This is a genomic window from Streptomyces sp. NBC_00086, assembly GCF_026343255.1.
Classification (GTDB): Bacteria; Actinomycetota; Actinomycetes; order Streptomycetales; family Streptomycetaceae; genus Streptomyces.
Window position 1 is genome coordinate 1,616,601 of sequence record NZ_JAPELZ010000001.1, and the last position, 25,153, is coordinate 1,641,753.

Genomic DNA, 25,153 nt, shown 5'->3' on the forward strand with positions numbered 1-25,153 from the left:
CTGATGGGGTGGGCCCCATGAAGATCGATTCCTCCGCGAGCGGTCGCGGACACACGGCCAAGTACGACCGGATCGGGGTGGGGTACCGGGAGATCCGGCGGCCCGACCCGCGGCTCGCCTCGCTGATCGCGGGCGCCCTGGGGGACGCCCGGACGGTGGTCAACGTCGGGGCGGGCGCCGGTTCGTACGAACCGGAGGACCGCGAGGTGACCGCCGTGGACCCCTCCCAGGTCATGCTCGACCAGCACCCGGGGACCCGCAAGATCAAGGCCGGGGCGGAGGAACTCCCCTTCGAGGACGGGCAGTTCGACGCGGCGATGGCGGTGATGACCGTCCACCACTGGCCGGATCCCGCGCGCGGGCTGGCGGAGCTGCGGCGGGTCTCCCGGCGCCAGGCCGTCTTCACCTGGGATCCGGAGCACAGCACGGAGCTGTGGTTCTTCGAGGAGTACCTGCCGGAGATCGGGGAGCGGGAGCGCTCCACCTTCGTCCCGCTGTCCGTGGTGACCGGGGCGCTGGACGCGCACACCGTGGTGCCCTTCCCCGTCCCGCACGATTTCACCGACGGGTTCCGGGCCGCCTTCTGGCGCCGGCCCGAGTCCTACCTCGACCCGGCCGTACGGGCCGCCAGCTCCACCTTCGCGAGCCTGCCGGCCTCCGTGGTGGAACCGGCGGTCGAACGGCTGCGCGAGGACCTGCGGTCGGGGGCGTGGCAGCGCCGCCACGCCGGCCTGCTGGAGCGGGAGAGCGTCGACTACGGCTACCGCCTGGTCCTCGCCGGGGCCTGAGCCCCGGCGAGGCGGCGCCCTCCCGCCGCCGGCCGTCTACTCCACGACGGCCAGCTCGCGGGAGGCGTTGTTGAAGCTGCGGCAGCCGTTCTCGGTGACCGTGATGATGTCCTCGATGCGGACCCCGAACCGGCCCGGAAGGTAGATCCCCGGCTCCACCGAGAAGCACATGCCGGGGACGAGGGGCTGCTCCTCCCCCTCCACCATGTACGGCGGCTCGTGCGTGGTGACCCCGATGCCGTGGCCCGTGCGGTGGATGAACTGCTCGCCGTAGCCGAACTCCGTGATCACCGCGCGGGCCGCCCGGTCCACGTCCTGGCAGGCGGCCCCCGGCCGGGCCGCCGCCACGCCCGCCAACTGGGCCTCGCGGACGATGTCGTGGACGCGCTGCTCCTCTTCCGTGGGCTCGCCGACGTGGACGGTACGGGAGATGTCGGATCCGTAACCGTGCTTGAGGCCGCCGAAGTCGAGGACCACCATGTCCCCGTGCTCGATGACCCGGTCACCGGCCTCGTGGTGCGGGTTGGCGCCGTTCGGACCGGATCCGACGACGGTGAAGTCCACCTGGGAGTGGCCGTGCACGCGCAGCAGCGCGGCCAGGTCGGCGGCGACGTCGCTCTCGCGGCGCCCGGCGAAGGGGACGTGGAGGATCTGGGCGTACGCGGCGTCCGCCGCCTCGCCGGCCGCCGCGAGCCGGGCCAGCTCGCGCTCGTCCTTGACCGCGCGCAGCATCGGCAGCGCATCGCTCAGCGAGACGTACGAGGTCGTCGGCAACTCCCTTTGCAGTCCCAGCAGATGCAGCGCCCAGGCGTTGTCGCTGACCCCGAAGCGGCCTGCCACGTCCAGCAGCGGGGAGGTGACGGCGTACGGGTTCTTCCCGTCGGCCCAGTCCCGCAGGGTCAGCGCGCCCGCGCCGGGGGACTTCGCCGCGTCGGGGGCTTCCAGCGCGGGGACGACGAGAACGGGGTCCTGCCCGGCGGCGAGGACGAGCAGGGTCATCCGCTCGGTGTCGACGGGCCGGTATCCGGTGAGGTGGGCCAGGTCGGGCCCGGGGGCGACCAGCAGGCCGGCCAGCCCCGCGTCGGCGGCGGCCTGCGCGGCGGCGGCCATCCGGGCGGCGTAGTCGGCGGCCGTGAAGGGATCGAAGTCGTGGTCCATGCCGCGATCCTCCCGCGCCCCACCCCCGCCCGGCAGGGGGCCGCGCCGATCAGCCGGGGGGGCTGGATCTTGCCGCGCAGCGGTACAACCAGCCCGCCCGGTATTGGAGGGCACGGGCGGGCAGCGCACGTACGGGTCCGGGCGCAGCCCGGGGAACGGTGGAAGGGCGGGTGGGGGACGGCCCCGCAGGGCAGCGCACACGGCTGCGCGTCACGCCGGGGTCAGCACCCGCAGCGCCCACTCCAGCGGCCCCCGCCGCAGCTCCGTACCGCGCAGGAAGTGGCCCCAGGCCAGGCAGCCGAGCATCGCGGCGCCCGAGAAGCCGGCCAGCGCCTCCCACCCGCTCCAGCCCCGCAGGAACACCGCCAGCACGAGCGCGTGCACCACGTACACCGTGAGGGCCATCGCCCCGACGGCTGCGAGCGGCCGCAGGAGCCGCGTCGCCGCCCGGCCCGCGCCGTGCGCGGCCAGGGCGAGCAGGCCTATGAGGGCCGCCCCGACCCCGGAGTTGCCGAGGGTCTCCAGAGGGGTCTGGCTGTAGGGGCCGGCCACCAGCAGCCAGTGCCAGGAGGTGCTGGGGATCGCCCCGAACTGCTCGCCCAGCACCGCCGCGACCGGGTCGGGCGCCGTCACCGCCCAGGGGTGCTCCCGCGCTATGGCCTCCAGCAGCGGCCCGCGCCGCCCGCCGGGTCCCAGCGCGAGCCAGGAGGCGCCGTACCCGGCGGCGGCGGCCGCCGCCCCGAAGCCGGTCAGCAGCCGCAGCGACCGCCCGCTGCGCAGGTCGGCGAGGCGGCCGAGGGCCATGCCCACCAGGATGTACGGGAAGTAGGTGAGCAGCGGGTACGCGCCCGAGAGCAGCAGGTCCCGCAGCATCCCCCCGGCCCCCTCCCAGCTCGCCAGGTCGGCGGGGACCGGTGTGGCCCCGCGCCCGCCGGTGCGCAGCCCGAGGGCCGGACCCAGGGCGTACGAGAGGACCGGGCCCAGCGCCACCGAGGCGCCGGCGACGACCGCCAGGGTGCGGGTGCGCAGCCGGGTGAAGGGTTCGGCGGCCAGGAAGTAGGCGGCGTAGAAGGCCAGGATCACGAGGATGCCGGGCGAGAGCGCGGCGAGGCACAGGCCGAGCGCGGCGAGGATCGCGCAGCGGGTCAGGGTGGCCCGCAGGGGCGGCGGTCCGGCGGCGCGGGCGCGGGCGAGCGCGAGGGAGAAGCCGGCGATGAGGGTGAAGACGGCGGGCGCCCGTCCGTCGGCGGCCACGAGCAGCCAGCCGGGGCCCTCGGGCGTGGGCGGCGGGCCGACGTGCACGGCGAACATGCCGAGGACGGCGATGCCGCGGGCGGCGTCCAGGCCGGTGAGTCGGTTGGGTCCCATACGGATAGTGATGACGATCCGGGGCGCGGGGTTGCCTGCGCCCCGCCCGGAGCGGGGCCCCTGGTTGCCGGTCCTCCGGTCCGCCGGAAAAGGCGTCGCGGGAGCACCCCGCTGATCAGCTATGCTGTGCTTGCACATCGAACGGGTGGTCCGCCGCCCTTCGTGGTGGGTGTAGCTCAGTTGGTAGAGCACCTGGTTGTGGTCCAGGTGGCCGCGGGTTCAAGTCCCGTCACTCACCCTGTTGATCCCGTGGGGGTTACGAGTTTTCCTCGTAGCCCCCACGGGTTTTTTCGTTCCCCCTGCGGGAGCGACGCGTCGCGACCGGCCGGGCCCGGCGGCCCGGGCCCTGGCAGGATCAACCGCATGGAATGGGACATCGGGGGCACCCCGGCGCTGCTCCTCGCCGCCCTCGTCGCGGCCGCGGTGTTCGGGGCCGCCGTGTGGCTGTGGCCCCGGCTCGCGGGGTCCGGGGTGCGGCCGCTGCTGGGGCGGGCCGGACTCCAGCTCGCGATCACCCTGACGGCCGGGTCGGCGCTGCTGCTCGCGGTGAACTCCTCGTACGGTTTCTACGGCTCCTGGCGCGACCTGCTGTCCCTGCGCCGCGAGGACCCGGCGCCGGCGGGCGCGCGGGCCCCGGGGCGGGAGGCGCTGCTGGTGCGGGGGACCCGCTCCTGGCGGCACGCGGGCTCCGACGATCCGGCGGTGATCGGCCGGATCGAGGCGGTGACCGTGCTCGGGACGCGCAGCGGGCTGTCGGGGCAGGGCTACGTGTACCTGCCGCCGCAGTACGTGCACGCGTCGGCCGGGCGGCGGGCGGAGTTCCCGGTGGTGCTGGCGCTGAGCGGGTTCCCGAGCACGCCGGGGGTGCTGATCGACCGGCTGCGGTATCCGCAGCTGGCGCTGGACGCGGTACGGGCGGGGCGGATGCGGCCGGCGGTGCTGGTCCTGATGACACCGACGGTGGCGCCGCCCAGGGACACGCAGTGCGTGGACGTGCCGGGCGGGCCGCGGGCGGAGACCTTCTTCGCCCGGGACCTGCGGGCGGCGGTCTCCTCGTACTACGGCCTCACCCGCGATGCCCGGGGGTGGGGCGTGATGGGCAATTCGGTGGGCGGCTACTGCGCGCTCAAGCTGGCCCTGCGCACGCCGGACGCCTACCGGGCGGCGGCCGCGCTCTCGGCCCCGTACGCGGCGGCGCGGGACGCGGACACCGGTGACCTGTTCGGCGGGGACGCGGACCGCCGGCGGGAGAACGACCTGCTGTGGCGGCTGCGGAGCCTTCCGCAGCCGCCGGTGTCCCTGCTGGTGACGAGCAGCCGCAAGGGCGAGCACCAGTACCCGCAGACGCTGGAGTTCATCGACGCGGTACGGGCGCCCGCGCGGGTGTCCTCGATCCTCCTGGCGAGCGGCGGGCACAACTACGAGACGTGGGCCCGCGAGGCGCCGTCGGCCCTGGAGTGGCTGGTGGGACGGCTGAGCCCGCCCTGACGCCGCGTCATGCCATGCCTCGCCGCGTCATGCCATCACCCGCGCAGGAAGGCCTCCACCTCGGTGGCGAAGGCCACCGGGCTCTCGTGCGGCGGGTAGTGGCCCGCGCCGGGCAGGAGCCGGATGCGGCAGTTCGGGTACGAGACCTGCCAGGTGGCCCGCATGAAGTCGGCGGTGAGCGCGAGGTCGTACTCGCCGACGAGGACCAGCACCGGGACGGTGCTGCCCTTCACGGCGGCGGACAGGTCGAGCGGCTGCCAGCTCGCGAGGTACGCGGCGAAGGCCTCGGGCCGGGACACGGCGAGCGAGTGCGCGACCATCCGGTCCAGCCAGTACGGGCTCGCGCGGCGGCCGGTGACGATGTCGAGGATGGCGCGGCGGTTCTCCGCGCCGGCGGCGGCCCCGTAGAAGAGCCCGTGGGTGGCGTCGTCCATCTCGTAGGGGCCGGCCGGGACCGGGTTGATGCCGATCAGCTTCTCCACGCGCTCGGGGGCGCGCACCAGGACCTGCTGGATGGCCTTGCCGCCCATGGAGTGGCCGAGGAGGGAGAAGGTGTCCCAGCCGAGCTCGTCGGCGAGCGCGAGGACGTCGTCGGCGATCTCGGGGAGCGTGTAGCGGCCGGGGACGTCCCGGCGGTCGCCGTAGCCCCGGTAGTCGAGGAAGGCGTACGAGAACTCCCCCGGGTCCAGGTGGTCCAGTACGGAGCCCCAGTTGGCGGAGGTGCCGAACCAGTCGTGCAGCACGATGACGCGGACGGGGCCGGTACCGATCCTGCGGTGGGCGATGGCCATGCGTTCTCCCTCGGTGACGGGGGCGGAAAGAATTGCCGCCGTAGGTTCTGCCCACCGCGCCTACCATCACACCGTGCAGCCGATACTCCGCAGTCAGGCGACGGTGTACTCGGTGTCCCCGAAGTCGGCCACCACGCGCAGCCGCCCGCCGAGCGCCTCGACGTACGACCTGAGGGTCGCGACCTCCGTACGGTCGGTCTCGCCGTTCTCGATCGCGGAGACCCGCGGGGCTGAGACGCCCATGGTGTCGGCCACGTCCTTCTGGGTCAGCGCCTGCTCCTGGCGGATCTCCGCCAGCCGATAGGCCCGCACCTCCGCCATGAGCCGGTCCATGGCCGCCTGCTTCTCCGCCGGGGACCGCACCGGCAGCCCGGCGGCGGCCCGGCGCTCGCGCACCTGGCGCTTGGTCTCCTCCCAACCGACAGCGTTCATTCGTACTCCCTGGTGTCCAGTTCAGCGATGTGGGCCTGGTACCGCTTCTCCGCGAGGGGCACGTTGACGTCGTACCACCGCTGCCAGTTTCCGGCCTTGTCCCCGGCGACGAGCAGCACCGCGCGGCGCACCGGGTCGAACGCGAACAGGATCCGGATCTCGCTGCCGCCCGAGGAGCCCGGACGCAGTTCTTTCATGTGGTGCTGCTCCGCACCCTTGATGCGATCGACGAGAGGCCGCCCGAGCGTGGGCCCGAACATCGTGAGCGCGTCCACCGCGTCCTCCACCTGTTCGGCGCTGCCCCAGTCCGTCTCGGCCAGCGCCTCGAACCACTCCGCCACCTCGCCCACGAGGATCACTTCCCATTGAGCCACGCCCGCGAAGTTAACGCAAGCGTTAACCTCGCGGGTGGCCAGAGCGGCGGGGTTCACCCGTACGGGAACGGTCAGACGGTCTTGATCGCCGGGTCCGAGACTCCGGCCGCGCCCGTTTCCACGTGGCCGGCGAAGCGGCGCAGGAAGGTGGCGTCCGCGTCGGAGACGACGGTGACGTCGTACCAGCGGGCCGTGCCGGACAGGGCCACGGTGTGCGCGACGGTGCCGCCCGCCGCGACGCGCACGACCTGGGCGGTGCCGCCGTAGGCGTTGGTGACGGTCAGGTTGACGGCCGCCGTGCCCTCGTTGGTCAGGGACAGCACCAGGTTGCCGGTGGCCTTGTCGTGGCGGGCCGTCGCCTCGGGGCCGGCCTTCTTCGCCGGGCCCTTCCAGGTGCGCAGGAAGCCGTTCGGGCCCCAGACCGTGAGGTTGATCTGGTTGCCGGTGGAGCTGCTCGTGCTCCAGGTGTCCGACAGGGTCTTGCCCGCCTCGACCGTGTAGGGCCAGGGGCCGTCCGTACGGTTGCCCGAGGTGCTGTGGAAGTGGGCGCCGAGGGAGGGACCCGAGGAGAAGGTCAGGGTGAACTTGCCCGTGGAGACCGCGGCCTTGCCGTCCACGTACGGGGCGTAGCCCAGTGCGCGGGTCGGCTTGGAGCCGGCTTCCTGCTTGGGCAGGGTGCCCGTCGCGGGCGGGGCCGGGTTGTAGGACGCGTGGCGGTTCTTGTCCGGCGGCACGTACGCGGCCGTGGACGGCAGGGCGGCGGGCGCGGAGTCGGCCCGGGTGAAGTCGAAGGCCGAGGTCAGGTCTCCGCAGACCGCGCGGCGCCACGGGGAGATGTTGGGCTCCTGCACGCCGAAGCGCTTCTCCATGAAGCGGATCACCGAGGTGTGGTCGAAGGTCTCGGAGCAGACGTAGCCGCCCTTGCTCCACGGGGAGACCACGATCATCGGGACGCGCGGGCCGAGGCCGTACGGGCCGGCGGCGTAGCCGGAGACGCCCCCGGTGTACAGGTCGCCGGTGACGCTCGCCGTGGACAGGCCCCAGGCCGAGGACGCGGGCGGGTACGGCGGGACGACGTGGTCGAAGAAGCCGTCGTTCTCGTCGTAGGTGATGAACAGGGCCGTCTTCGCCCACACGTCGGGGTTCGCGGTCAGCGAGTCCAGGACCTGCGAGATGTACCAGGCGCCGAAGTTCGTGGGCCAGTTGGCGTGCTCGCTGAACGCCTCGGGGGCGGCGATCCAGGAGACCTTCGGGAGGGTGCCGCCCACGACGTCCGCGCGCAGCTTGTCGAAGTAGGTGCCGCCCGACTTGACGTCGGTGCCCGTACGGGCCTTCTCGTACAGGGCGCTGCCGGGCTGGGCGCCCCGGAAACTGTTGAAGTACAGCAGCGAGTTGTCGCCGTAGTTGCCGCGGAAGGCGTCGTTGATCCAGCCCCAGGATCCGGCGGCGTTCAGACCGTCGCCGATGTCCTGGTAGACCTTCCAGGAGACCCCGGCCGCCTCCAGGCGCTCGGGGTAGGTCTTCCAGCCGTAGCCGGCTTCCTGGTTGCCGAGGACCGGGCCGCCGCCCACGCCGTCGTTGCCCGTGTAACCCGTCCACATGTAGTAGCGGTTGGGGTCGGTGGCGCCGATGAAGGAGCAGTGGTAGGCGTCGCACACCGTGAAGGCGTCGGCGAGCGCGTAGTGGAACGGGATGTCGTTCCGGGTCATGTACGCCATGGTCGTCGCCGTCTTGGCCGGGACCCACTTGTCGTACTTGCCGTTGTTGTACGCCTGGTGGCCGCCGGCCCAGTCGTGGTTCAGGCCCGTCAGGAACTGCATGCCCAGGTCGTTGATCTGCGGGTTGAAGGGGAGGATGTCCTTCGTGCCGTTGGACTGGTGGAAGACGGACTTGCCGTTGTCCTGGATGACCGGCCTCGGGTCCCCGAACCCGCGGACCCCCTTCATCGCACCGAAGTAGTGGTCGAAGGAACGGTTCTCCTGCATGAGGACGACGATGTGCTCGATGTCCTGGATCGTGCCGGTACTGCCCTGGGCCGAGATGGCGGCGGCCCGCGCGATGCTCTCGTTCAGCATCGTGACGGCGGCGGCGCCACCAGCGATCTGCAGGAACCTGCGCCGATTCAATTCAGTCATGGAGAACGACCTCTGCGGGTGAGACGGGTGCGGGGGGATGTCGCTGGGCGCCCCAAGAACAGCGGCCCCGGGGTACCGGTCGGCATTGCTTTCATGACAGTGAGCCGTACACCTGGAGAACGGAATACCTCGTCAGACGGTTCATGCCCCACCTGCCACACCTCTTCGCGATCTCTTCGCGATCCCTTCGCAGCCGTGGTCACCGTGCGGCGGGCCGGCGGTCGCGGGTACTCATCCGGCCGACGGGCGGGATGAGCATCCGTACTCAGGACCGGGGCCGGACGGCGCGTCATCGTGAAGGCATGCCGAATCAGCCATCCGTACCGCACCCGCGGCTCCGCGCCGGGATCACCGCCGTCGCCGGCGTGCTGCCCGAGGACGTCCTCACCTCCGACCGGCTCCAGCGCGAGATCGCCGGCCGGGCCGGACTGGCGCTGCCGCCCCGGCTGCTGACCCAGGCCACCGGGATCCGTACCCGCCGGGTCGCGGCCGACGGGGTCTACGCCTCCACGCTCGCGGTGGGCGCCGCCCGCCTGGTGCTGGACAACGCCGGGCTCGGGCCCGCCGACATCGACCTGCTGCTCTTCGCCTCCGCCTCCCGCGACGTCGCCGAGCCCGCCACCGCGCACATCGTGCAGGCCGAACTCGGCACGAAGGCGCACGCCTTGGACGTCACCAACGCCTGCAACAGCTTCGTCAACGGCATCGACCTCGCCCGCGCCATGATCCTCGCCGGCCGGGCCCGGCGGGCCCTGGTGGTCACCGGGGAGACCCCGAGCCGGGCCGTGCGCACGGCGCCCGCCGACTTCGCGGAGTTCCGCGCGGGCTTCGCCGGCTACACCTTCGGCGACGCGGGGGCCGCCGTGATCGTGGAGCCGGTGGAGCGCGGCGGGATCCTCGACGTGGACACCGAGACCCACTCCGAGCACTGGGAGGTCGGGGGCATCCCGGGCGGCGGATCGCGCCACCCGCGCGGGGACGCGTACACCTACTTCCGCGGCGACGGGCACGAACTGCGCGGGGTCTTCGAGAAGGTGGGCACCGCCGTCATCGACCGGACCCTGCACCGCACGGGCATGGGCTGGGACGATTTCTCCAAGGTGCTGGTGCACCAGGTGACGGTGCCCTATCTGGAGCGGTTCGCCGAGCTGACCGGGGTGCCCGCCGGGAAGCTGGTGGTGACCGTGCCCGAGCTCGGCAACATCGCGAGCGCGACGATCGGGGTGCAACTGGACCGGATATTCGGTGAACTGAGCTCTGGTGAGCGGGTGTTGTTCGTCGGACTCGGCGGCGGGATCAGCATCATGACGATGGTCTGGGAGAAGTCGTGAGTGCGGCCGGGCGGCTGTGGGTGGTGGTGCCCGCGCACGAGGAGGAGGCCCGGCTCGCCGGGACCCTCGCCGCGCTCGCCCGCCAGCGGGACCGCGATTTCACCCTGTTGGTCGTCGACAACGCCTCGGCCGACCGGACGGGCGCCGTGGCGAGGGAGTTCGCGGCGGGCGCCCCCTTCACGGTGGAGGTCATCGAGGAGCCGGAGAAGGGCGTCGGCTCCGCCGTGGACACCGGCTTCCGGTACGCGATCGGGCGCGGCGCGACCCTGCTCGCCCGCACCGACGCCGACTGCCTGCCCCACCCGGGGTGGACGGGCGCGGCCCGGGCGGCGCTGGTCCGCAGCCCCGGGCTGGTGTGCGGGCGGATCGTGGCCCGCCGCGACGAGCACGGCCCGCTGGGCCGGGCCGGGTTCGGGGCGCTCGTACGGCTCGCCGGGCTCTTCGGCCGGCTGCGCCCCGAGCACGCGCGGCGCCGCGGCTACCGCGCCCCGTACCGGATGCACGCCGGGAACAACATGGCCATCACCGCCGAGCTGTACCTGGCCGTCGGCGGGATGCCGCGGCGCCCCTCCCCCACCGACCGGCTCTTCCTCAACGCGGTGCGCCGCCACACCGACCGGATCACGCGCTGCCGGGCGATGGTCGTGGAGAACTCCACCCGCCGGCTGCGTGCGTACGGGATCGCCGGCACGGCCCGCTGGTACCTCGGCCGCGGCAGCGGCCCGCACGGAACGGACGACCCCCGCTGATGCTGGACCGCCTCGACCACGCGCTGCGCGCCCGCCCCGAGCGGCCCGCCGTCCTGACCGCCACGCGTACGGGAGCCACCCGGACCGCCGCCACGCGCGGGGAACTCGCCGAGCTGGCGGACGCGTTCGCCGCCGGGCTGTACGCGCGCGGGCTGCGCGCCGGGGACACGGTCGGGGTGGCCGTACGCCCCGGGCCGCGCGCGCTCGCCGTCCTGCTCGCGCTGTGGCGGCTCGGTCTGCGCGGGGCCGTCCTGGACCCGGGCGCCGGACCCGACGTACTGCGCGCCCGGCTGGCTTCGGCGCGGCCCGCGCTGGTGCTGGCCGACGCCGCCGCGCAGGCGGTGGCCGGCTGGGCGCGGCCGCTGGCCCGGCGGGCGGCCGGGCTCGAACTGCCGGAGCTGGACGGTCTGGGCGCACCGGTGGCCACGGTCGGGCGGCGGCTGCCGGGGTGCGCGCCCGCGCTGGACCTGCGGGCGGCACGGGGCGGGGTTCCCCCGCGGTTCACGGGCGACGGGGACGCCGACGCCGTCATCGTGTTCACCTCCGGGACCACGGCGCGGCCCCGGGCGGTGGTACACACGCGGGCGAGTCTGGCCGCCGGGATGGAGACGGTGTCGGCGCTGTTCTCGCCCGGTCCCGGCGAGGCTCGGGCTTCCGCCGCGGCTGCCGAGCCCGTACTCGGCGGAACCTTCTTCGTGCTGGTCCCCGCCCTCGTGCGCGGCGCCCCCGTGGCCCTCCCGGCGCGTTCGCCCCGGGTGCTGGCACGCCAACTGGCCCGGCTGGCACCGCGGGACACCTACCTCACCCCGCCGCAGCTGCGGGACGCGCTGCGGGCGGGGGCCCGCTTCCGGGGCCGGGTGTGGACCGGATCGGCTCCGGCGAGCGCGGAACTGCTGGGACGCGTAAGGGAGTCGGGGGCGGATGAGGCCTGGGGGGTGTACGCGCTGACCGAGTTGTTCCCGGCCGCCGCGGTGGAGTCCCGGGAGAAGGCCGCCCACGAGGGTCCGGGAGACCTGGTGGGCGCCCCGCTGCCCGGGGTGCGCGCCGAGTCCGGCGCGGACGGGCAGCTGCTGCTGACCGGACCCGGGGCCCGGCACCGCTACCTCGGCGAGGACCCCGACCCGTGGGTGCGTACGGGCGACCGGGCGCGCCTGGACGGCGCGGGCCGGATCGTGCTGGGGGGCAGGACCAAGGACATGGTGCTGCGCCGGGCCGAGAACATCTACCCGGGCCTGTACGAACCGGCCCTGCACGTGCCCGGGGTGGAACTGGCGCTGCTCGTCGGGGTCCCGGCGGACACCGGCGACCGGGACGGCGACCGCTACGGCGACGAGCGGCTCGTGGCGGTCGTCCAGCCCTGCCACGGGGTCGCCGAGCCCGCGCTGCGGTCCGCGCTTGCGGGCCCGCTGCGCCGCATGGGCACGGCAGCGCCCGACGCCCTGCTGTTCGCGCGGATCCCGCTGTCGGGACGCTCCCGCAAACCGGACCGCGCGGCGACGGCAGCCCTGGCGGCCCACCGGCTGGGCTCCCCCAGCGGCTCCGGCTCCGGCTCCGGCTCCCGCTCCGGCACCGGCACCGGCTCCGGCTCCGGTTCCGCACGCAACGGCGCGCCCAGGCCGTGAACCCCCACCCCGGCCGAGGCCTCCCCCGCGCGGCGTCGCACCCCGCGAAGGCCGCACCCGCGTGGCGGGCCCGCGCCGCGGCCGCCCGGGGGCGGGTCATGGCCTCCCATCGCCGCTACACCCGGGCCAACGGCGACGCGCTCGCGGGCTCGCTCACGTACGCCCTGCTCGTCGGGACGGCCCCGGCGGTGCTGCTGCTCGGCTCGCTGGCCGGCCGGGCCGGGGCGGGCGGGGGCGCGGCCGGGCGGGCCGTGGACGGGCTGGCCGCGGCCCTGCTGCCCGCCGCCGCGGCTCCGCTGGCCGGGCGGCTGCCCACCGCGGCCCCGTACTGGCGGCCGCTGCTCGTCCTCGCCCTCGGCTGGTCGGTGGTGCGGCTGACCCGGGCGCTGCGTACGGGGATCCGGGCCATGTGCGGGCAGAACGCGGGCAGCGGGAACCCGGTGCGCGACGCGGCCCGGGACGTCGCGGGCGCGGCCGCGCTCTGCCTCGCGGGCACCGCCGTCGCCGCCGTGGTGACGGCGGGCGGGCCGGGCTGCGCGGTGCCCGCGCTGTGGGCGCTGTTCGCGGCCGTCCTGTGGCTCGCCCCGCACCGGGCCCCCGGCAGGCCCCGGCCGGCCGCCGTCGCGGGTCCGGCGCTGGCGGCCGCGCTGGCCTGCCGGCTGCTCGCCCTCGCCGCGGGCCCGTACCTCGCCGCGACCGCCGAACTGCACGACGTCCTCTACCGCGGGGCCGGGCCGCTGATCGGACTTCTCGTCTGGGGCAGCCTGTGCGCCCGGGTGCTGCTCCGCGCGGCGTCCTGGGCCGCCACCACCAACCAACCCGAAGGAGCCAGGAGTTGACGAACCCGATCCTGTGGGTGGTCGTGCCCGCGTACAACGAGGCGGCGGCCATCGGGGCCACCCTGGCCGCGCTCGGCGCCCAGTACGACACCGGATTCACGCTGGCGGTCGTGGACAACGCCTCCACCGACCGGACGGCCGAAGCGGTACGGGACTTCGCGCGCTCGGCGCCCTTTCCCGTCGAGCTGGTCGCGGAGGAGCGGCCCGGCGCCGGGACCGCCGCCGACACGGGCTTCCGGCACGCCATCGCCGCCGGCGCCACCCACCTGCTGCGCACCGACGCCGACTGCCTGCCCGCCCCGGACTGGACGGCCGTCGCGAAGGCGGAGTTCGGGCGGGGCGCCGAGATGCTGTGCGGCCGCAGCGTGCCGCGCCGCGACGAGCGGCCGACCCTTTTCGAAGCCCGGCTGCTGCCGGCGCTGATCCGGCTCACCTCGCTCTACGGGCGCTACCGGCGGGCCCACCGCGACCCGCGCTACCGCACCCCGTACGTCCTGTGCCACGGCCACAACCTGGGCATCACCGCGGGCCTCTACCTGCGCTGCGGCGGCGCCCTGCGGGTGCCGCTGCACGAGCGGTCCGAGGACGTGGCCCTGCTGAACCGGGCCCGCGAGCACAGCGAGCGGATCGTCCGCGCCGAGCACCTGGTGGTGCAGAACAGCTTGCGCAGGCTGCGCAGTTGGGGAGCCCGCCGCACCCTGCTCTGGTACTGGGGCCGGCGCTACCGGCCCGCCGACACCGCGGAGGCACACGTCCGATGACCACCACCGACCCAACGATCCGCGCCCAGGCCCGCACCCAGACCCGCACCGATGCCCACACGAAGGCCCGCCGCCGCGACCGGCGGGTCTACCTGCACGCCCACCCGCTCCTGTTCGCGCTGCTCGCCGCCACCCGCGGGCGGCCCGTGCGCCGGCTCGGCCGCGGCACGCTGCTGGTCCACGGCGCGGAGGCCTACCGGGAGGCGCTGACCCGGCTGCCGCTGGACCGCACCGCGCCCGGCACCACGGGTGGCGCGGCCCGGGCCGCCCGGGTGGAGGGCGTGCTCTTCGACCAGGAGGGCTCCGGCCACCGGACGGCCCGGCGGGAGCTCGCCGAGCCGCTCGGCGCGGCCGGGACCCGGGAACTGCGCTCGGTGTGGCATCCGTTGCTCCTGCGACGGCTCGCGCCGCTGGCGCTCGGGGGCACGGTGGACCTGGTGCCGCTGGCCCGGGAACTGGCCGGCTCGGTGGTGTACGCGCTGCTGCGCCCCGGCTCCGGGGCCGACGCCTCCCCCCTCGCCCTCGCGGAGGCCGCCGCCGAGGCAGCGGCCGCCTCCGTGCGCAGCCACCTCCCCGGCCCGCCCCGCCCCGGCGCCGAGTCCGCGGCGATCCGCGCCGCCGGGCGGCTGCGCGGGCTCCTGGGTCCCGGGGCGGACGACCGGGCGGCGATGCTGGCGGTCGCCGCCGTCAACACCACGGTCGCGGCGCTGCCCCGGGCCGTGGCCTGGTGCGCCGACGCGGGCCTGTGGGACCAGGCGGCGGACCCGGCCCTGTGCCCCGCCCTGGCCGACGAACTGCTGCGCGTGACGGCCGCCTCCCCCCTCCTCCCCCGGGTGGCCGCGGCCGGCGGCTCGGTCGGGGGCTGCCCGGTCCGGGCCGGGGACCGGCTGCTGCTGGTGGCCCGGCACGCGGCCGGAGCCCACCTGCGGGACCCCGACGGACGCGGCCCCGCCGAGCCGGGCATCGGCCGCCTGGTCTTCGGCGCCGGGCCGCACGCCTGCCCCGGAGCCCGCCTGGCGCGGGAGCAACTGGCCGGCGTACTGGCGGCGCTGGCTCCGTACCGGCCTGTCGTGACCCGGGCCCGGGTGGACCGCCGGGCGGCTCTGCCCGGGTGGCGTTCGCTGGTCGTACGGGCGGCGGCATGACGTCCCGTAGCCGGGTCCGGATCGCCGTCACGGGCGCGAGCGGCTTCTGCGGCGGGCACGTCGCCCGCGCCGCGGCGGCGGCCGGGGCGCGGGTGGTGTGCGTGGGCCGCAGGCCGGGCCCGCTCGGGGAGCACCGCTTCTGGGACGCGTCCCGCGGGGAGCCGGACCTCTCGGGCGTGGACCTCGTCGTGCACTGCGCGGCGGCGGTCGGCGATCCGGCGCCGGGCTCCCCCGCCGAGGCCGTCATGCACGCGGTCAACGTGACCGGCACCGAACGGCTGCTGCACGCGGCGGGCGGCCGCCCGGTGGTCTGGGTCAGCAGCGCCAGCGTCTACGACCCCCGCCTCGACCGCACGCTCGTCCGCGAGGACCATCCGCGCACGGGACACCTGAACGCCTACGGCCGTACGAAGGCGGCCGGCGAGGCCCTGGCGCTGGCCGCGGGCTCCGTGGTGCTGCGCCCGCGCGCGGTGTACGGCCCCGGCGACACCCAGCTCCTGCCCCGGCTGCTCTCCCGGGTCCGCGCCGGGACCCTGTTCCTGCCGGGCCCGGACGTCCCGCTCAGCCTGACGGCGGTGGAGAACCTGGCCGGCGCCTGCCTGGCGGCCCCCGCCTGGCCCCCGGGCGCGTACAACATCGCGGACGCCCTCCCGTACCGGCGCGACGAGGCCGTCACCGAGGTGCTGCGGGCCCACGGGGTCCGCGCCCGCGTACGCCACCTCCCGCCGGCCCTGGCGGCCCTCGCGGCCAGGGCCGCGGAAGCCCTGCCCACGGGCGAACCGCTGCTGAGCCGCTATGCGGTGGACCAGCTCGCGCACCCGGTGGTCCTGGACCTGACCCGGGCCCTGGCCCAGGGCTGGGCCCCGCTCCGGACCCTGTCGGACCACCTCGCCACCCTGCGCGGGTGAGCCGCGCGGGAGGAACGGCAGCGCGGGGGGCCGGATCCGGCCGCACCCGGCCAACCGGTACAGGTGCGAGCCCTGTTGTTAGGGTGGCGCACATCGACGAAGGGGGGGGCCATGGCAAGCGATGCGGATCTCAACGCGTCCGAGAGCGATCTGACGCGGCTCGCCGACGACATGGATTCCATGCAGCGGCACCTCGACGCCCAGGTCAGGCGCATGGACGCGATCGTCGACCGGATCGAGGCGGGCTGGAAGGGCGAGACCGGCAAGGCCTACCGCGCCCTGCACCGGGGCGCCGCCGAGGACGCCGTGCGCATCCGGGAGATCCTCGTCGTTCTCGAACAGGCCGTGCGCATGGGCCGCGACGGGTTCACCCAGCAGGAGCTGGACGTGCTCCAGGCGTTTCGCCGGGTGCGCAGCTCGGTCGACGTCGCGAGCGAAGTGGACCGGCTCTCCGAGGGCACGGCGCCGGCAGTGCCGCGCAGCGCCCTCTCGGACATCTGACGCACACGTATTTCCGAGGAGGGGGGGCTCCGCATGTCCGGTGGTGACCACATAGGGGTCAGCTTCGGCACGCTTCAGGGACTGGCGCGGGAGCTGGAGGACATCCTTCGCCAGCTCAACGGGCAACTGGAGACGCTGTACGCGCGCACCGAGAAGGTGGCGCTGAGCTGGGAGGGCGAGGCCCGTGACGCCTTCGTCGACGAACTCGACCGGTGGGACCGGCAGATGCAGGACCTGGAAGCCGCCCAGAAGTGGCTGCACGAGGTCGTGACGACGGGCCACTCGAACTACACCGCCGCCCACCGGGCCGTGCTGCGCGGCTGGGGCGCGGGCTGATGGCCGGGCCCACGGCACCTGCCCAGGGCAGCGGGTTCGATGTCACCCCCTCCCAGCTGAACGGTGTCGCCGGGAACGTGGCCCTGCAGCAGAACATGCTGCACACGGCGGCGAACGACTTCCTCTACGACCTCGTGGAGTACATGGACTGCGGGGGGTACGGGAGCGCCGCGCAGGGCGTGTCCACCGCGTACGTCACAGTGGGGAATCGTTTCCTCGAAGTGTGGGCCCGGAGCGTCGCCGGCGTGGGAGGCGTCGCGGTCGGGTTCGTCACGACGGCGAACAACTACTCCAGGGCGGAGGCCGCCAGTCATCCGTCCGGCACGGCTCCCCCCGTCCAGTTCCCCGTCCCCAAGGTCATCGACACGCCCCCGAAGTACCAGCAGATCACCGATCTGCGCTGGGGCGACATGGACGACTACAGCAGTGGCTTCATCTCCTGGCTGATGGAGGGCGTTCCCGACTGGGCGGCGGACATCCTGCGCGGGCTGCTGCACCACGTCGGCAGGTGGGGAAAGGCCGCCGACATCCTGCCCCTTCCGGACTATCTGGAGATCGACAAGATCGCCCTGGCCTGGCTGCGGCCCGGTTTCGCCGTCACGCAGGTGGACAGCGCCCTGACCGGGCTGGTCGGCTCCATCTCCGACCCCAACAACGGCGAGTGGCAGTCGGCGATGCGCCAGTTCGTCAGCTCCCTCTGGGGCACCACGGCATGGGGCACCTCGACGGCGGGCTACCAGTGGAAGCACGACGCCGCCGGCGGGCAGGGCAGCGGGAGCCATCCCGTGATGGGCGTGCTCTTCGACACCACCCAGGAAGTCAGCCAGGCGATGCGCGCCTTCGCCGAGTCGGCCGCGAAGATGCGCCAGGAGGTATGGCGCATCTACAAGAAGGCCATCCGGGACGCGCTGGCCGAGCTGACGGACCTGCCCGACTTCGACGACGCCAAAAGGATCGGCAAGAAGCTGCTGGGGTTGGGCAAGGAGGTGGCCATCGGCATCACGCTCAAGGTGGACACCGCCGCGATCAACCGGGCGGTCTCGACGTACGAGATCGAGCTGCGCGGGGTGGAGAGCCGCCTCAACGCGCTGATGCCGGCCCTCGACGAGGCGTACCGGAGCGCTCCGACCTTCCAGTCGGAAGAGGGCCGCTCCCAGGCCTTCGGCGCCCGCTCCCTGAACGACTTCAAACCCGAGCACCGCTTCACCATCCCGGGCCAGGACCCGGACAACATGTTCTATCCGATCGACCTGGCGAACCAGGAGGGCCTCTACGACAGTCATCCCGTCGACAAGCACGTGGGCCTGACCGACGACCAGCTCCGCCAGCGCCTGCGCGATCAGGCGGGCGCACCCGCCGCTTCGTCCTTCACCGATCTCGGCTCCGCGCAGAGGTACACCCAGGCGACCATAGAGGACATCGACAACGCCGATCGCATCTCGAAATGGATCGAAAGCGTCGAAAAGAAGATACAGAACAACCCGAATTACGACCCGAACAAATCCGAAATCCAGCCGCCGCTCTATCTGGAATTCCCCAACGAGTCCACGGGGCGCAGCGTATCGCGCGACGACTATGCTGTGGACGGGATGAACGCCCAGGCCACGGACAAGAGCTGGGTCCAGGTGCGACTCATCTACAAGGACGGCCTGGTGCCCCCGTTCATCGTGCTCACCGCCATGCCGCACAACGGAAAACCCTAGAAAGGTGGATTGCGTGCAGCCATCCCCTACGGCGCTGTTCACGGGCGGCCCGGCGCTGCGGCTGATCGATATCGCCCTCGCGGCCCAGGAGTCGGGCGGAAATCTGTCCCTGGACGACGAGATCCGGCGCTATGTCCGGGTCGTCGCGAAGGACTGGGCCTCCCACTGGAACTGCCCCCCTCCTGTCGCGGCCGGGGTTCTGGAGTTCACCGCGGACTGCGTCGCGCGCGCCGGCGCGCTCGATTCGTTTCCGCCGGACTTCAGGGAAAAGGTGGCACGGGCCTCCGCCGGAATGGACCCCGCCGAATACCTGCGCACGCTCGCGGAAATGGTGCGGATCATCGCCCGCGAACCGGCTCCCGAGTACGACGAGCTGCCGATGGCGGGGTGGGAATTCCTTCAGGTCTTCCCCCACCTCTTCGGATTCGACGCCGTCCTCATGGACGAGGGGGACCTGCCGTTCGCGGACAACGTCCGCAGGTTCGTGACGGCCGAGCATCCGTACTGCACGGACCGCGCCGTCACCCTCACCACGGAGGCGCAGCGCGCCCTCGCCCTCTTCCCCGGTGCGCAGTGCCTCAAGGGGAGCCTGTCCTGGGCCACCCGCGACGGGCTGCGCGCGCTCGTCGACACCGTCAACGACCACCTGCTGCGAGAGCACCCATGACCCCCGCCGAGAGCGCGGCCCCGGCCGCGAACCGCGCCGCCACGTATCCCGACCGCGAGACGGCCCAGTGGGCCACCCAGCAGGTCGTCACCCGCAACGAGCAGGTGATCCACCGCTGGCTGGCGCAGTCCACCCGGCAGCGGCTCACCATCGAGGCCGCGTGGCCCTCCCGCACCGAGCCCGTCGGCCGGGTGCTGCTCCAGGCGATGATGCTGGCCGGCCGGGACGCCCTGGACGTCCGGGCCGCCCGCGTCGTGCTCCGGCGCGATACCGCCGCCGCGCACGGGTTCAGCGTCCACCGCACCTTCCCGATCTACCTCTAGAGGCCGCACCGTGTCCCTCAAGCCCCTCGAACACGACCGGAAGTACGGCGAACTCGACCAGGTGATCCGCGCACACCTGGGCCGCACCGCGGGCGACGAAGAGGCCCTCACCGCCTACCTCCGGCACTCCTGGCGCACCCGCCCCTGGGCCATCGCCGTCGCCGAGCACCAGCTCCGCGAGTACGCGCAGAACCCGCCGGGGCGGCTGCGGCTGCGCCTCGGCGAGTTCTACCCCGTGCCCGACGTCGGGCTGCCAGACAACGAGATCCAGGACTGGCTGCTGCGGCTGGCGGACCGACTCAAGGAGAGCGTGGAGACGGGCGCGGCCCCGGCCCCCGCCACCCCGCGGACCCGCTGGGAGTGGCACGCCCGGTTCCCGGAACTCGGGCAGTTGCTCGGCGGCTGGTTCTCCCAGGACATGCCGGACGAGTTCGAGGACCACGGGGCGGCCCTGCGGGACTACCTCGACGGCACGGATCCGGGCCTGATCGCCCAGCTCGCCGGCGAACTGCACGACCTGCTGTCCCTGCCGCTGGACGAGTCGGACTACGCGGTCGCGCTGGCCGAGCTCGGCATGGAGGTCGATCCGCCCGCCTCCCAGGGTCCCGGCGCCTGGCTCGCCGAGCTGGCGGACCTGCTGCGCTGACAGCGCACGGACCCGCTCCCTGCCGGGGGCGGGTCCGTGGGCCGGCGGGCCCGGTCAGCCCTCGGCGGACGCCGGGCCCGGGGTGAGCCGCAGGGAGATGCTGTTGATGCAGTACCGCTGGTCCGTGGGGGTCGGGTAGCCCTCGCCCTCGAAGACGTGGCCCAGGTGGGAGCCGCACTTCGCGCACAGGACCTCGGTGCGGACCATGCCGTGGGCGACGTCCGCCTTCAGCTCGACCGCGTCGGAGTCCTTCGGGTCGTAGAAGGACGGCCAGCCGCAGTGCGATTCGAACTTCTCCGTGGAGCGGAACAGCTCGGAGCCGCAGCCGCGACAGCTGTAGACGCCCTCGGTCTTGGTGTCCGTGTACTCACCGCGGAAGGCGGGCTCGGTCCCGGCGAGGCGCAGCACCTGGTACTCGGACGGGGTCAGCTCCGCCTGCCACTGCTCGTCCGTCTTCTCTACCTCGTACGACATGACTGATCTCCCGTTTTCCCGCTCTTCCCAGAGCCGTCAGTTCGACAGACGGGCCAGGATGGCCGGCCCCAGGTCCGTGACATCGCCCGCACCCATGGTGAGAACGAGATCGCCGGGCTTGGCCATTCCCGCGATGACGTCGGCGACGGCTTCCTTGGAGTGCTCGGGAGTGACGTCGGCCCCGGCGGCGCGCGCGGCGTCGATGATGATCTCGCTGGTGATCCCGGGGATCGGGTCCTCGCGGGCCGGGTAGATGTCGAGGACGACCGAGGCGTCGGCGAGGGCGAGGGCCTGGCCCATCTCCTTGCCGAGTTCCTGGGTGCGGGAGAAGAGGTGGGGCTGGAAGACGACCAGGATGCGGGAGTCCCCGGCGGCGCCGCGGATGGCTTCCAGGTCCGCGGTCATCTCGGTCGGGTGGTGCGCGTAGGAGTCGATGACCTGGACCCCGGCGGCCTCGCCCTTGAGCTGGAGGCGGCGCTTGACCCCGGTGTACTTGCCGAGGGCGGAGGCCAGGTTGTGCGCCGGGATGCCGAGTGCGACGCCGGCGGCGAGGGCCGCGACGGCGTTGTGCGCGTAGTGGCGGCCGGGCACGGAGACGGTGAAGGTGAGCATCCGGCCGTCGATGACGACGGTGACCTCGCTGCTCAGCCCGCGCGGGGTGATCTTGGTGATCTGGACGTCGGCGGTGGGCTCCTCGCCGTACGTGACGATCATCAGGTCGGGGTTGCCGCTGACCCGCCCGGCGATCTCGGCCGCGCCGGCCTGGCCGTGGGCGATGACCAGGGTGCCACCGGCCGGGATCTTGCCGACGAAGGTCTCGAAGGACGCGTAGATCTCTTCCATCGACGCGTAGTTCGCGTGGTGGTCGAGTTCGGCGTTGAGGATGATCGCGACCTGCGGGGTGTACTTGTGGAAGCTGCGGTCGCTCTCGTCGGCCTCGGCCACGAAGATGTCGCCCTCGCCGTGGTGGGCGTTGGAGCCGGGGGCGTCCAGGTCGCCACCGATGGCGTACGAGGGGTCCAGGCCCAGCGCCGAGAGGGAGACGGCCAGCATCGAGGTGGTGGTCGTCTTGCCGTGGGTGCCGGCGACGGCGATCGGCCGCAGGCCGTCCATCAGCCCGGCCAGGGCGTCGGAGCGGTGCACGACGGGGATGCCGAGCTCGGCGGCGCGGGCCAGCTCCGGGTTGTCGGCGCGGATGGCGCTGGAGACGACCACGCAGGTGGCGTCGTCGGCGAGGTGACCGGCGGCGTGCCCGATGTGGACCGTGGCGCCGTGGGCGCGCAGCGCCTGGGCGGTCTCGGAGTCACGGGCGTCGCTGCCGGCCACCTTGGCGCCGCGCTGGGCCAGGATCTTCGCGATGCCGGACATGCCGGCGCCGCCGATGCCGATGAAGTGGGGCCGTTCCATGGCGGTCGGCAGGCCGGGCTTCATTCAGGTAGCTCCAGGATCGAGTGCGTACGTACGGCAGCCGGGTGCGCGGATACGGGATCGCGCGGTCCGGCCGCCCCCACCCTATTCCTTGTGGGCGAAGAGCTTGAGCACCGGAACGCCGACCTTGTGGCGCGCCCGCGAGGCCCAGTCCCGGTGGAAGAACTCCTCGACGTAGTGCGGGGCGGTCAGCACGATCACCTCGTCGGCGTTGGTCTCGTCCACCACCGCCTTCAGCTTGTCGAGCGGATGCTCGTCGACGATCTGCCCGACGGCCTTGGCTCCCTTGGCCCGCAGCGACGCGAGGGAATGCTCGATCGCCAGTTCGGCCGGGCCGCGGGCCGCGTCGCCCTCCGGTTCGTCGCCCTCGTGGATGGCCTCGGGAAGCTCACCGAGCGCTACGTCGTCGATGGCGCGCAGCAGCCGGTCCCGGTCGCCGCGGGGTTGCATGAGGACGATGAAGGAGACCTGCTCGTCTCCGTGGAGGGTGGTGACGAAGTCCACGTCGACGGGGGTCAGCGGCTGCTCGATCATCAATACGCTCGTGAACACGGACGCCCTCTCCTTCGTGGGCCGAGACCGGCCGGCCGGCCCCTGCGGAAACCATCCTGCCCCGCTGTCGCACGGGGCCTGTGCGGTTATACCTGCCCACTACTGTGCCCAGCGGAAGCTAAGCGGAACGACAAATTCCGCCTCTCTTCAGATCCGACGGTAACGCGTGAAGAGAAACCCGGCCTCTTCCAGCAGGCAGGCCGGTGCGAGCCGGTGCGGAACCGTGACGGACGGCCCCCCGGAGATCCGCTGGGCGTCACCCGCCGTGAGCATCGGCGAGATGGTCAGGCACAGCTCGTCCAGCGCGTCCGCGGCCACGAACTGGCCCAGCAGCCGGGGCCCGCCCTCGGTGAGCTGGCGGCGCAGCCCCCGGTCCGCGAGTTCCCGTACGGCCCGGGCCGGATCCACGCCCGCCCCGTCGCCGGCCACCACCACCTGCGCCCCGGCCTTGGCGGCCTCGGCGACCCGGTCGGCGGGGGCGGCGGCGCCCGTGAGCACCAGGGTGGGCTCCAGCGGGGAGGTGAAGAGCGGCAGCGAGAAGTCCAGGTCCAGGCTCGCGGAGACCACGGCGATGACTGCGGCGGGCCCCTGACCGGCCGCCGTGCGGCGGGCGGCGAAGGCCTCCCGGGCCCGCGCGGGGCGGTAGCCCTCCTGGCGAACCGTTTCCGCACCGACGACGATCACATCGGCCAGCGCCCGCAGGGTGCCGAAGATCCGCATGTCGGTCTCGTTGGAGATGGGCTGGGAACGACCGTCGTGCTGGGCCGCGCCGTCCAGGGTGGAGACCATGTTGGCCCGCAGCCAGTGGCCGTCCGGGCCGAGCCCGGGGTACTCGTACGCCTCGGCGAGTTCGTCCAGCGACCAGGCACGGTCGGTCTGGTCCGCTGATGTCTGATCGGTCACAGGGAACAGGCGTCGCATCGGTGCAGTGTGCCACGCCCCGTAGAGTTAAGAGCTGTGTCAACATCACTCTCGCCCTCAGCGTCAGCCTCCGGGCGGCCCCCGATAGCCGACGCGGGACCGCAGTCCCTGTGTGCCCGCGAGCCGCGGGTGCCCGCCGAACGGCTCGTGGCCGAGATGGTGCCGCCGCCGCGCTTCGACTCGGTGCGCTTCGACACCTACGACCCGGACCCGTCCCAGCCCAGCCAGTCCGAGGCCGTCACCGTCCTCGCGGACTTCGCCGCGGGCCTCGGCGGGGCGCACGCGAGCGGCGCCGGCAAGCGGCGCTGGTTCGCGAAGAAGCCGGTGGCCCCCACCGGCCCGCGCGGGGTCTACCTCGACGGCGGCTACGGCGTCGGCAAGACCCACCTGCTCGCCTCCCTCTGGCACGCCACCCCGGCCGAGCCGGCCCTCAAGGCCTTCGGCACCTTCGTGGAGCTGACCAACCTCGTCGGCGCGCTCGGCTTCCAGCAGACCGTGCAGACCCTCGGCGGGCACCGCCTGCTGTGCATCGACGAGTTCGAGCTCGACGACCCGGGTGACACCGTCCTCGTCTCCTCCCTGCTCAGCCGCCTGGTCGAGCAGGGCGTGGCGCTGGCCGCCACCTCCAACACCCTGCCCGGCAAGCTCGGCGAGGGCCGCTTCGCCGCCGCCGACTTCCTGCGGGAGATCCAGGGGCTCTCCGCGCACTTCCGCCCGCTGCGCATCGACGGCCAGGACTACCGCCACCGCGGCCTGCCCGAAGCCCCCGCGCCGTTCTCCGACGAGCAGGTGGCGAAGGCCGCGTACGCCACCGAGGGCGCGAGCCTCGACGATTTCCCCGGGCTGCTGGAACACCTGGCCAAGGTCCACCCCAGCCGGTACGGGGCCCTGACCGACGGCATAACGGCCGTCTGCCTCACCGACGTCGGCCCGGTCCCGGACCAGTCGACGGCGCTGCGGCTGGTGGTCCTCGCCGACCGGCTGTACGACCGGGAGGTCCCGGTCCTGGCGGCGGGCGTCCCCTTCGACAAGCTGTTCAGTGACGAGATGCTGAACGGCGGCTACCGCAAGAAGTACTTCCGGGCCATCTCGCGGCTCACCGCGCTGGCACGCGACGCGAAGCCCCTGGTGTCCCAGTAGGTTTGGAGCCGTCGGCCCGTTCCACGGGCCGGCCGTTTCCACTTCTGCGAAGGGATCCACCATGGCTGGCGCCACCCGCAATGCACACGCCGTCTGGGAAGGCGACCTGTTCGAGGGCAAGGGCGAGGTCACGCTCGACTCCTCCGGCCTCGGCAGCTACCCCGTCTCCTGGCCCGCACGGACCGACGCGGAGGCGAACGGGCGGACCAGCCCGGAGGAGCTCATCGCCGCCGCGCATTCGAGCTGCTTCAACATGGCCTTCTCGAACGGTCTCGCGAAGGCGGGCAACCCGCCGGCCAAGCTGACCACCTCTGCCGCCGTCACCTTCGTGCCGGGCAAGGGCATCACCGGCATCCACCTCACCGTCGAGGGCGAGGTGCCGGGCCTGGACAACGACGCGTTCGTCGCCGCGGCCGAGGACGCCAAGCAGAACTGCCCGGTCAGCCAGGCCCTGACGGGTACGACCATCACCCTCAGCGCGAAGCTGGCCTGACACCCGGCTGCCCCGGCGCGGTCGGAATCGGCCGCGCCGGGCACCGGCGGCAGGGTACGGCGCGGCGGAGCCGGTCACGC

General features: G+C 73.5%; 27 protein-coding genes and 1 tRNA gene. 18 read left to right on the top strand and 10 right to left on the bottom strand.

Annotation, left to right across the window (positions count from 1 at the left end):
• Nucleotides 1-17 precede the first annotated feature (17 nt).
• Nucleotides 18-788: a class I SAM-dependent methyltransferase gene (locus OG276_RS07185; RefSeq protein WP_266903633.1), complete on the top strand. Its 771-nt coding sequence runs from the start codon at nt 18-20 to the stop codon at nt 786-788.
• Between the two features lie 36 nt (nt 789-824).
• Here the strand turns inward: OG276_RS07185 and OG276_RS07190 are convergent, their stop codons facing one another.
• Complete coding sequence (locus tag OG276_RS07190) at nt 825-1,946, bottom strand: aminopeptidase P family protein (RefSeq protein WP_266903634.1); 1,122 nt, start codon at nt 1,944-1,946, stop codon at nt 825-827.
• A gap of 210 nt (nt 1,947-2,156) precedes the next feature.
• The gene (locus OG276_RS07195; RefSeq protein WP_266903635.1) at nt 2,157-3,314 is read right to left on the bottom strand and encodes a heparan-alpha-glucosaminide N-acetyltransferase domain-containing protein; all 1,158 of its coding nucleotides are present in this window, start codon (nt 3,312-3,314) and stop codon (nt 2,157-2,159) included.
• 165 nt (nt 3,315-3,479) lie between these two features.
• On the opposite strand from OG276_RS07195, the gene OG276_RS07200 reads away from it, so the two are divergent.
• Nucleotides 3,480-3,552: transfer RNA gene (locus tag OG276_RS07200), tRNA-His, on the top strand.
• A 125-nt stretch (nt 3,553-3,677) separates the two neighbouring features.
• Entirely contained in the window at nt 3,678-4,802 is a 1,125-nt protein-coding gene (locus tag OG276_RS07205) for an esterase family protein (RefSeq protein WP_266903636.1), read from the top strand.
• Nucleotides 4,803-4,837: 35 nt separating this feature from the next.
• Here OG276_RS07205 and OG276_RS07210 read toward each other — a convergent pair whose 3' ends face one another.
• The 4 genes from OG276_RS07210 to OG276_RS07225 all read right to left on the bottom strand — a co-directional run bounded on the left by OG276_RS07210 (nt 4,838) and on the right by OG276_RS07225 (nt 8,534).
• Nucleotides 4,838-5,593, bottom strand: coding sequence for an alpha/beta fold hydrolase (locus tag OG276_RS07210; RefSeq protein ID WP_266903637.1), 756 nt, complete (start codon nt 5,591-5,593; stop codon nt 4,838-4,840).
• Between the two features lie 93 nt (nt 5,594-5,686).
• Nucleotides 5,687-6,025, bottom strand: coding sequence for an XRE family transcriptional regulator (locus tag OG276_RS07215; protein WP_254384594.1), 339 nt, complete (start codon nt 6,023-6,025; stop codon nt 5,687-5,689).
• The gene (locus OG276_RS07220) at nt 6,022-6,399 is read right to left on the bottom strand and encodes a type II toxin-antitoxin system RelE/ParE family toxin (RefSeq protein WP_266903638.1); all 378 of its coding nucleotides are present in this window, start codon (nt 6,397-6,399) and stop codon (nt 6,022-6,024) included. The genes OG276_RS07215 and OG276_RS07220 overlap by 4 nt, the downstream gene beginning before the upstream one ends.
• Nucleotides 6,400-6,470: 71 nt before the next feature.
• Nucleotides 6,471-8,534, bottom strand: a complete 2,064-nt coding sequence (locus OG276_RS07225) for a phosphocholine-specific phospholipase C (RefSeq protein WP_266903639.1) — start codon at nt 8,532-8,534, stop codon at nt 6,471-6,473.
• A 302-nt stretch (nt 8,535-8,836) separates the two neighbouring features.
• Between OG276_RS07225 and OG276_RS07230 the strand changes: the two genes are divergently transcribed.
• The 13 genes from OG276_RS07230 to OG276_RS07290 all read left to right on the top strand — a co-directional run bounded on the left by OG276_RS07230 (nt 8,837) and on the right by OG276_RS07290 (nt 20,065).
• Nucleotides 8,837-9,865 (top strand): 3-oxoacyl-ACP synthase III family protein, encoded by a 1,029-nt coding sequence (locus tag OG276_RS07230; RefSeq protein ID WP_266903640.1) that lies wholly within the window; start codon nt 8,837-8,839, stop codon nt 9,863-9,865.
• Nucleotides 9,862-10,614, top strand: a complete 753-nt coding sequence (locus OG276_RS07235) for a glycosyltransferase family A protein (protein ID WP_266903641.1) — start codon at nt 9,862-9,864, stop codon at nt 10,612-10,614. Before OG276_RS07230 ends, OG276_RS07235 begins: the two co-directional genes overlap by 4 nt.
• Nucleotides 10,614-12,236, top strand: coding sequence for a class I adenylate-forming enzyme family protein (locus tag OG276_RS07240; RefSeq protein ID WP_266903642.1), 1,623 nt, complete (start codon nt 10,614-10,616; stop codon nt 12,234-12,236). The genes OG276_RS07235 and OG276_RS07240 overlap by 1 nt, the downstream gene beginning before the upstream one ends.
• A gap of 98 nt (nt 12,237-12,334) precedes the next feature.
• Entirely contained in the window at nt 12,335-13,075 is a 741-nt protein-coding gene (locus OG276_RS07245; protein ID WP_266903643.1) for a YhjD/YihY/BrkB family envelope integrity protein, read from the top strand.
• Complete coding sequence (locus OG276_RS07250) at nt 13,072-13,836, top strand: glycosyltransferase family 2 protein (protein WP_266903644.1); 765 nt, start codon at nt 13,072-13,074, stop codon at nt 13,834-13,836. Before OG276_RS07245 ends, OG276_RS07250 begins: the two co-directional genes overlap by 4 nt.
• Complete coding sequence (locus OG276_RS07255) at nt 13,833-14,981, top strand: cytochrome P450 (RefSeq protein WP_266903645.1); 1,149 nt, start codon at nt 13,833-13,835, stop codon at nt 14,979-14,981. Before OG276_RS07250 ends, OG276_RS07255 begins: the two co-directional genes overlap by 4 nt.
• Nucleotides 14,978-15,889, top strand: coding sequence for an NAD(P)-dependent oxidoreductase (locus OG276_RS07260; RefSeq protein WP_266903646.1), 912 nt, complete (start codon nt 14,978-14,980; stop codon nt 15,887-15,889). The genes OG276_RS07255 and OG276_RS07260 overlap by 4 nt, the downstream gene beginning before the upstream one ends.
• A 111-nt stretch (nt 15,890-16,000) precedes the next feature.
• The gene (locus OG276_RS07265; protein WP_266903647.1) at nt 16,001-16,390 is read left to right on the top strand and encodes a WXG100 family type VII secretion target; all 390 of its coding nucleotides are present in this window, start codon (nt 16,001-16,003) and stop codon (nt 16,388-16,390) included.
• A 33-nt stretch (nt 16,391-16,423) separates the two neighbouring features.
• Nucleotides 16,424-16,726, top strand: coding sequence for a WXG100 family type VII secretion target (locus OG276_RS07270; RefSeq protein WP_266903648.1), 303 nt, complete (start codon nt 16,424-16,426; stop codon nt 16,724-16,726).
• Nucleotides 16,726-18,429, top strand: coding sequence for an RNase A-like domain-containing protein (locus tag OG276_RS07275; RefSeq protein ID WP_266903649.1), 1,704 nt, complete (start codon nt 16,726-16,728; stop codon nt 18,427-18,429). Before OG276_RS07270 ends, OG276_RS07275 begins: the two co-directional genes overlap by 1 nt.
• Before the next feature lie 13 nt (nt 18,430-18,442).
• Nucleotides 18,443-19,096, top strand: a complete 654-nt coding sequence (locus tag OG276_RS07280; protein ID WP_266903650.1) for a hypothetical protein — start codon at nt 18,443-18,445, stop codon at nt 19,094-19,096.
• Nucleotides 19,093-19,419 (top strand): RNase A-like domain-containing protein, encoded by a 327-nt coding sequence (locus OG276_RS07285; RefSeq protein WP_266903651.1) that lies wholly within the window; start codon nt 19,093-19,095, stop codon nt 19,417-19,419. Before OG276_RS07280 ends, OG276_RS07285 begins: the two co-directional genes overlap by 4 nt.
• Before the next feature lie 10 nt (nt 19,420-19,429).
• Complete coding sequence (locus OG276_RS07290; protein WP_266903652.1) at nt 19,430-20,065, top strand: contact-dependent growth inhibition system immunity protein; 636 nt, start codon at nt 19,430-19,432, stop codon at nt 20,063-20,065.
• A 54-nt stretch (nt 20,066-20,119) separates the two neighbouring features.
• On the opposite strand, the gene msrB is transcribed toward OG276_RS07290, so the two are convergent.
• The 4 genes from msrB to OG276_RS07310 all read right to left on the bottom strand — a co-directional run bounded on the left by msrB (nt 20,120) and on the right by OG276_RS07310 (nt 23,440).
• Entirely contained in the window at nt 20,120-20,539 is a 420-nt protein-coding gene (gene msrB / locus OG276_RS07295; RefSeq protein ID WP_266903653.1) for a peptide-methionine (R)-S-oxide reductase MsrB, read from the bottom strand.
• Nucleotides 20,540-20,575: 36 nt separating this feature from the next.
• Nucleotides 20,576-21,970 (bottom strand): UDP-N-acetylmuramate--L-alanine ligase, encoded by a 1,395-nt coding sequence (murC, locus tag OG276_RS07300; RefSeq protein ID WP_266903654.1) that lies wholly within the window; start codon nt 21,968-21,970, stop codon nt 20,576-20,578.
• 81 nt (nt 21,971-22,051) lie between these two features.
• Nucleotides 22,052-22,519: an indole-3-glycerol phosphate synthase gene (locus OG276_RS07305; protein WP_266903655.1), complete on the bottom strand. Its 468-nt coding sequence runs from the start codon at nt 22,517-22,519 to the stop codon at nt 22,052-22,054.
• Nucleotides 22,520-22,666: 147 nt separating this feature from the next.
• On the bottom strand, nt 22,667-23,440 hold the full coding sequence (locus OG276_RS07310) for a pyrimidine reductase family protein (RefSeq protein ID WP_266903656.1): 774 nt from the start codon (nt 23,438-23,440) through the stop codon (nt 22,667-22,669).
• Between the two features lie 36 nt (nt 23,441-23,476).
• Between OG276_RS07310 and zapE the strand changes: the two genes are divergently transcribed.
• Nucleotides 23,477-24,580, top strand: coding sequence for a cell division protein ZapE (zapE, locus tag OG276_RS07315; RefSeq protein ID WP_266903657.1), 1,104 nt, complete (start codon nt 23,477-23,479; stop codon nt 24,578-24,580).
• A gap of 61 nt (nt 24,581-24,641) precedes the next feature.
• Nucleotides 24,642-25,073, top strand: coding sequence for an OsmC family protein (locus OG276_RS07320; RefSeq protein WP_266903658.1), 432 nt, complete (start codon nt 24,642-24,644; stop codon nt 25,071-25,073).
• Nucleotides 25,074-25,153: the final 80 nt, after the last annotated feature.

Coding starts and splice junctions, on each gene's coding strand:
- OG276_RS07185 (WP_266903633.1), top strand. CDS start 18: ATGAAGATCGATTCCTCCGCGAGCGGTCGCGGACACACGGCCAAGTAC.
- OG276_RS07190 (WP_266903634.1), bottom strand. CDS start 1,946: ATGGACCACGACTTCGATCCCTTCACGGCCGCCGACTACGCCGCCCGG.
- OG276_RS07195 (WP_266903635.1), bottom strand. CDS start 3,314: ATGGGACCCAACCGACTCACCGGCCTGGACGCCGCCCGCGGCATCGCC.
- OG276_RS07205 (WP_266903636.1), top strand. CDS start 3,678: ATGGAATGGGACATCGGGGGCACCCCGGCGCTGCTCCTCGCCGCCCTC.
- OG276_RS07210 (WP_266903637.1), bottom strand. CDS start 5,593: ATGGCCATCGCCCACCGCAGGATCGGTACCGGCCCCGTCCGCGTCATC.
- OG276_RS07215 (WP_254384594.1), bottom strand. CDS start 6,025: ATGAACGCTGTCGGTTGGGAGGAGACCAAGCGCCAGGTGCGCGAGCGC.
- OG276_RS07225 (WP_266903639.1), bottom strand. CDS start 8,534: ATGACTGAATTGAATCGGCGCAGGTTCCTGCAGATCGCTGGTGGCGCC.
- OG276_RS07230 (WP_266903640.1), top strand. CDS start 8,837: ATGCCGAATCAGCCATCCGTACCGCACCCGCGGCTCCGCGCCGGGATC.
- OG276_RS07240 (WP_266903642.1), top strand. CDS start 10,614: ATGCTGGACCGCCTCGACCACGCGCTGCGCGCCCGCCCCGAGCGGCCC.
- OG276_RS07245 (WP_266903643.1), top strand. CDS start 12,335: ATGGCCTCCCATCGCCGCTACACCCGGGCCAACGGCGACGCGCTCGCG.
- OG276_RS07255 (WP_266903645.1), top strand. CDS start 13,833: ATGACCACCACCGACCCAACGATCCGCGCCCAGGCCCGCACCCAGACC.
- OG276_RS07260 (WP_266903646.1), top strand. CDS start 14,978: ATGACGTCCCGTAGCCGGGTCCGGATCGCCGTCACGGGCGCGAGCGGC.
- OG276_RS07265 (WP_266903647.1), top strand. CDS start 16,001: ATGGCAAGCGATGCGGATCTCAACGCGTCCGAGAGCGATCTGACGCGG.
- OG276_RS07270 (WP_266903648.1), top strand. CDS start 16,424: ATGTCCGGTGGTGACCACATAGGGGTCAGCTTCGGCACGCTTCAGGGA.
- OG276_RS07275 (WP_266903649.1), top strand. CDS start 16,726: ATGGCCGGGCCCACGGCACCTGCCCAGGGCAGCGGGTTCGATGTCACC.
- OG276_RS07285 (WP_266903651.1), top strand. CDS start 19,093: ATGACCCCCGCCGAGAGCGCGGCCCCGGCCGCGAACCGCGCCGCCACG.
- msrB (WP_266903653.1), bottom strand. CDS start 20,539: ATGTCGTACGAGGTAGAGAAGACGGACGAGCAGTGGCAGGCGGAGCTG.
- murC (WP_266903654.1), bottom strand. CDS start 21,970: ATGAAGCCCGGCCTGCCGACCGCCATGGAACGGCCCCACTTCATCGGC.
- OG276_RS07310 (WP_266903656.1), bottom strand. CDS start 23,440: ATGCGACGCCTGTTCCCTGTGACCGATCAGACATCAGCGGACCAGACC.
- OG276_RS07320 (WP_266903658.1), top strand. CDS start 24,642: ATGGCTGGCGCCACCCGCAATGCACACGCCGTCTGGGAAGGCGACCTG.